Origin of the sequence: Streptomyces alkaliphilus, from assembly GCF_014141535.1 — a bacterium.
GTDB classification, from domain to species: domain Bacteria; phylum Actinomycetota; class Actinomycetes; order Streptomycetales; family Streptomycetaceae; genus Streptomyces; species Streptomyces alkaliphilus.
In genome coordinates, this window is record NZ_VKHT01000437.1 from 1 (window position 1) to 4,187 (window position 4,187).

General features: G+C 71.7%; 2 protein-coding genes. One reads left to right on the top strand and one right to left on the bottom strand.

Features of this window, described 5'->3' with window-relative positions; genetic code table 11:
- On the top strand, positions 1-2,442 hold a 2,442-nt coding region (locus FNQ90_RS14495; protein WP_228471186.1), incomplete at its 5' end, for a RelA/SpoT family protein.
- A 111-nt stretch (positions 2,443-2,553) separates the two neighbouring features.
- On the opposite strand, the gene FNQ90_RS14500 is transcribed toward FNQ90_RS14495, so the two are convergent.
- The gene (locus FNQ90_RS14500; RefSeq protein ID WP_182606766.1) at positions 2,554-3,783 is read right to left on the bottom strand and encodes a DUF349 domain-containing protein; all 1,230 of its coding nucleotides are present in this window, start codon (positions 3,781-3,783) and stop codon (positions 2,554-2,556) included.
- Between the last annotated feature and the right edge of the window lie 404 nt (positions 3,784-4,187).

Sequence of the window (4,187 nt, forward strand, 5' to 3'; positions counted from 1 at the left end):
CCCCGGTCGCAGTCCCCCGCCCCGGCGAAGTCCCCGGTCAACGGAACCAGGGCAGCCAAAGCGGCCAAGGGGGCCGAGGGCGAGGGGACCGAGGCGCCCGCCCCGGCCGTCTCCGGCATCTCCGGCCGCTCCGGTTCCTCCAACCGGGTGCGGGCCCGCCTGGCCCGGCTCGGCGTGCAGCGCTCCAACCCCTACAACCCCGTCCTGGAACCCCTGCTGCGGGTGGTCCGGGCCAACGACCCCAAGGCGGACACCGCCTCGTTGCGCAAGCTGGAGCGCGCCTACCAGGTCGCCGAGCGCTGGCACCGCGGGCAGAAGCGCCGCAGCGGCGACCCGTACATCACCCATCCGCTGGCGGTGACGACCATCCTGGCCGAGTTGGGCATGGACTCGGCCACCCTGATGGCGGGGTTGTTGCACGACACGGTCGAGGACACCGAGTACGGCCTGGACGCGTTGCGCCGGGACTTCGGGGACCAGGTCGCGCTGCTGGTGGACGGCGTGACCAAGCTGGACAAGGTCAAGTTCGGCGAGGCCGCGCAGGCCGAGACGGTTCGCAAAATGGTCGTCGCGATGGCCCGCGACCCCCGGGTGCTGGTGATCAAGCTGGCCGACCGGTTGCACAACATGCGCACCATGCGCTTCCTGAAGCGGGAGAAGCAGGAGCAGAAGGCGCGCGAGACGCTGGAGATCTACGCCCCGCTGGCCCACCGCCTGGGCATGAACACCATCAAGTGGGAGCTGGAGGACCTGGCCTTCGCCATCCTCTACCCGAAGATGTACGACGAGATCGTACGGCTGGTCGCCGAGCGGGCGCCGAAGCGGGACGAGTACCTGGAGACGGTCATCGCCGAGGTGCAGGCCGACCTGCGCGGTGCCCGCATCAAGGCATCGGTGAACGGTCGCCCCAAGCACTACTACAGCGTCTACCAGAAAATGATCGTGCGGGGTCGCGACTTCGCCGAGATCTACGACCTGGTCGGTATCCGGGTCCTGGTGGACAGCGTCCGTGACTGCTACGCGGCGCTGGGCACGGTCCACGCGCGCTGGAACCCCGTCCCGGGGCGCTTCAAGGACTACATCGCGATGCCCAAGTTCAACATGTACCAGTCGTTGCACACGACGGTGATCGGGCCCGGGGGCAAGCCGGTCGAGCTCCAGATCCGCACCTTCGACATGCATCGGCGGGCGGAGTACGGCATCGCCGCCCACTGGAAGTACAAACAGCAGGCCGTCGCCGGGGTCTCCAAGGTGCGCACCGACGCCCCGCCGGCCAAGGGGGACCGCGGCGAGGCGGTCAACGACATGGCCTGGCTGCGGCAGCTGCTGGACTGGCAGAAGGAGACCGAGGACCCGGGCGAGTTCCTGGAGTCGCTGCGGTTCGACCTCTCCCGGCACGAGGTCTTCGTCTTCACGCCCAAGGGCGACGTCATCGCGCTGCCGACCGGCTCCACCCCGGTGGACTTCGCCTACGCGGTGCACACCGAGGTCGGCCACCGCACGATAGGCGCCAAGGTCAACGGACGGCTGGTGCCCCTGGAGTCCACCCTCGACCACGGTGACACCGTCGAGGTCTTCACCTCCAAGGCGGCCGGCGCCGGTCCCTCCCGGGACTGGCTGGGCTTCGTGAAGTCCCCCCGGGCCCGCAACAAGATCCGCGGCTGGTTCTCCAAGGAGCGGCGCGAGGAGGCCATCGAGCAGGGCAAGGACGCCATCGTGCGGGCCATGCGCAAGCAGAACCTGCCGATCCAGCACATCCTCACCGGCGACTCACTGGTCACCCTCGCCCACGAGATGCGCTATCCCGACATCTCCTCGCTGTACGCGGCGATCGGGGAGAACCACGTCTCGGCCCAGAGCGTGGTCCAGAAGCTGGTGCAGGCGGTCGGCGGGGAGGAGGCGGCCGGGGAGGACGTGGCCGAGGCGTCGCCGCCGGTGCCCACCCGGTCCAAGCGGCGCAGCAGCGCCGACCCGGGTGTGGTGGTCAAGGGCGTGGACGACGTGTGGGTCAAACTGGCCCGTTGCTGCACCCCGGTCCCCGGCGATCCGATCATCGGCTTCGTCACCCGGGGCAGCGGGGTCTCCGTCCACCGTGCGAACTGCGTGAACGTCGACTCGCTCTCCCGCGAGCCGGAACGGATCCTCGAGGTGGAGTGGGCGCCGACGCAGTCCTCGGTCTTCCTGGTCGCCATCCAGGTCGAGGCGTTGGACCGGTCCCGGCTGCTCTCCGACGTCACCCGGGTCCTCTCCGACCAGCACGTCAATATCCTGTCCGCCGCCGTGCAGACCTCCCGGGACCGGGTGGCCATCTCCCGCTTCACCTTCGAGATGGGGGACGCCAAGCACCTGGGCCACGTCCTGAAGGCCGTGCGGGGCGTGGAGGGCGTCTACGACGTGTACCGGGTGACCTCCAGCCGGCGGCCGGAGCAGCAGCGGGGCTGAACCCTCCCACCGCACCGCGGTGGGGAACGCCGCCGGGCCGGGCGCGGCCCCCACTTCTCGGTGGGGGCCGCCCCCGGCCCGTTCCCGCCCGCGCGGCGCGGGCGGATGGGGTCAGCCGCCGAACTCGCGCAGCCCCTTGAGCGCCTGCTCCAGCAGCGCGCGGCGCCCCTCCAACTCGCGCTCCAGCTTCTGCGCCTTGGCGGTGTTACCGGCCTCCCGGGCGGTCGCGATCTGCCGCTCCAGCCGGTCCACGGCGTCCTGGAGCTGTCCGGTCAGACCCGCCGCACGGGCCCGCGCCTCGGGATTGGTGCGGCGCCACTCGGTCTCCTCGGCCTCCTGGACCGCCCGCTCCACGGCCTGGATCCGCCCCTCGATCGCGGCGCGGGAGTCACGGGGGACGTGTCCGATCGCCTCCCAGCGCTCACCGATGGAGCGCAGCGCGGCCCGGGCCGTCTTCACGTCGCCGATCGGGAGGAGCTTCTCGGCCTCCAGGACCAGCTCCTCCTTCCTCGCCAGGTTCTCCCGGTACTCGGCGTCCCGTTCGGCGAACACCTCACCGCGGGCGGCGAAGAAGACGTCCTGAGCGGCCCGGAACCGGGTCCACAGATCCTCCTCCGCGTCCCGCTGGGCGCGACCGGCGGCCTTCCACTCCCGCATCAGCTCCCGGTACCGGGCGGCGGTGGGGCCCCAGTCCGTGGAGGAGGACAGGGCCTCGGCCTCGGAGATCAGCTTCTCCTTGCGGCGCCGGGTCTCCTCGCGCTGCGCGTCCAGCGCGGCGAAGTGCGCCTTGCGCCGCTTTGAGAAGGTCGAGCGGGCGTGCGAGAAGCGGTGCCACAGCTCGTCATCGGTCTTGCGGTCCAACCGCGGGAGGCCCTTCCAGGTGTCCACCAGGGCGCGCAGTCGATCCCCGGTCGCCCGCCACTGGTCGCCGCCCGCCAGTTCCTCGGCCTCGGCGACGAGGTCCTCCTTCGCCTTTTTGGCCTCCTCGAGTTGCCGACCGCGCGCGGCCTTCCGCTCCTCGCGGCGTTCGTCCACCGTCGCGGTCAGCCGGTCCAGGCGCTTGGACAACGCGTCCAGGTCGCCCACGGCGTGGGCCTCGTCCACCTGCTGTCGGAGGTGGTCGATGGCCGCCAGCGCGTCCTTGGCCGCGAGATCGGTGGTGCGCACCCGGCGCTCCAGCAGCCCGATCTCCACCACGAGGCCCTCGTACTTCCGCTCGAAGTAGGCGAGAGCCTCATCGGGCGAGCCCGCCTGCCAGGAGCCGGCGACCTTCTCCCCGTCGGCAGTCCGCACGTACACGGTGCCCGTCTCGTCGACGCGGCCCCACGGGTCGCTGCTCACAGCGCCTCCTCCACCATGACACCGCCGGGATCCGATCCCGTGGTGTCGTCCACAGTGTCCATCCGGCGTTCGGCCGGCGCGTCGCGGGATACGGGGATCCGACGGGCGCGTCCGGTGTGTGGCCGGGAGTCCGTCCGGGTCCCGGGCCAACCCGGTGTCCGACTGCCGGTCGGGCCGCAGCCGGGGCGGCCCGCACCACGCAAACATAGGCGACGCGCCGCCCGGCTGTCCGCACCTCGCGACACCGAAATTGTCCCTCTCGCCGGGGCGCCGCGCGTTCGGGGGCACCCGGGCCGGTGCCGGGACCTCGGTGGAGCCCACCGGGGGACCGCTCCCGGGTCCGGAGTCCCTCCCGCCCCGGGAACGGGCGGAAACGGCGAGCCGGGCGGGGCGAGGGCTCCGGG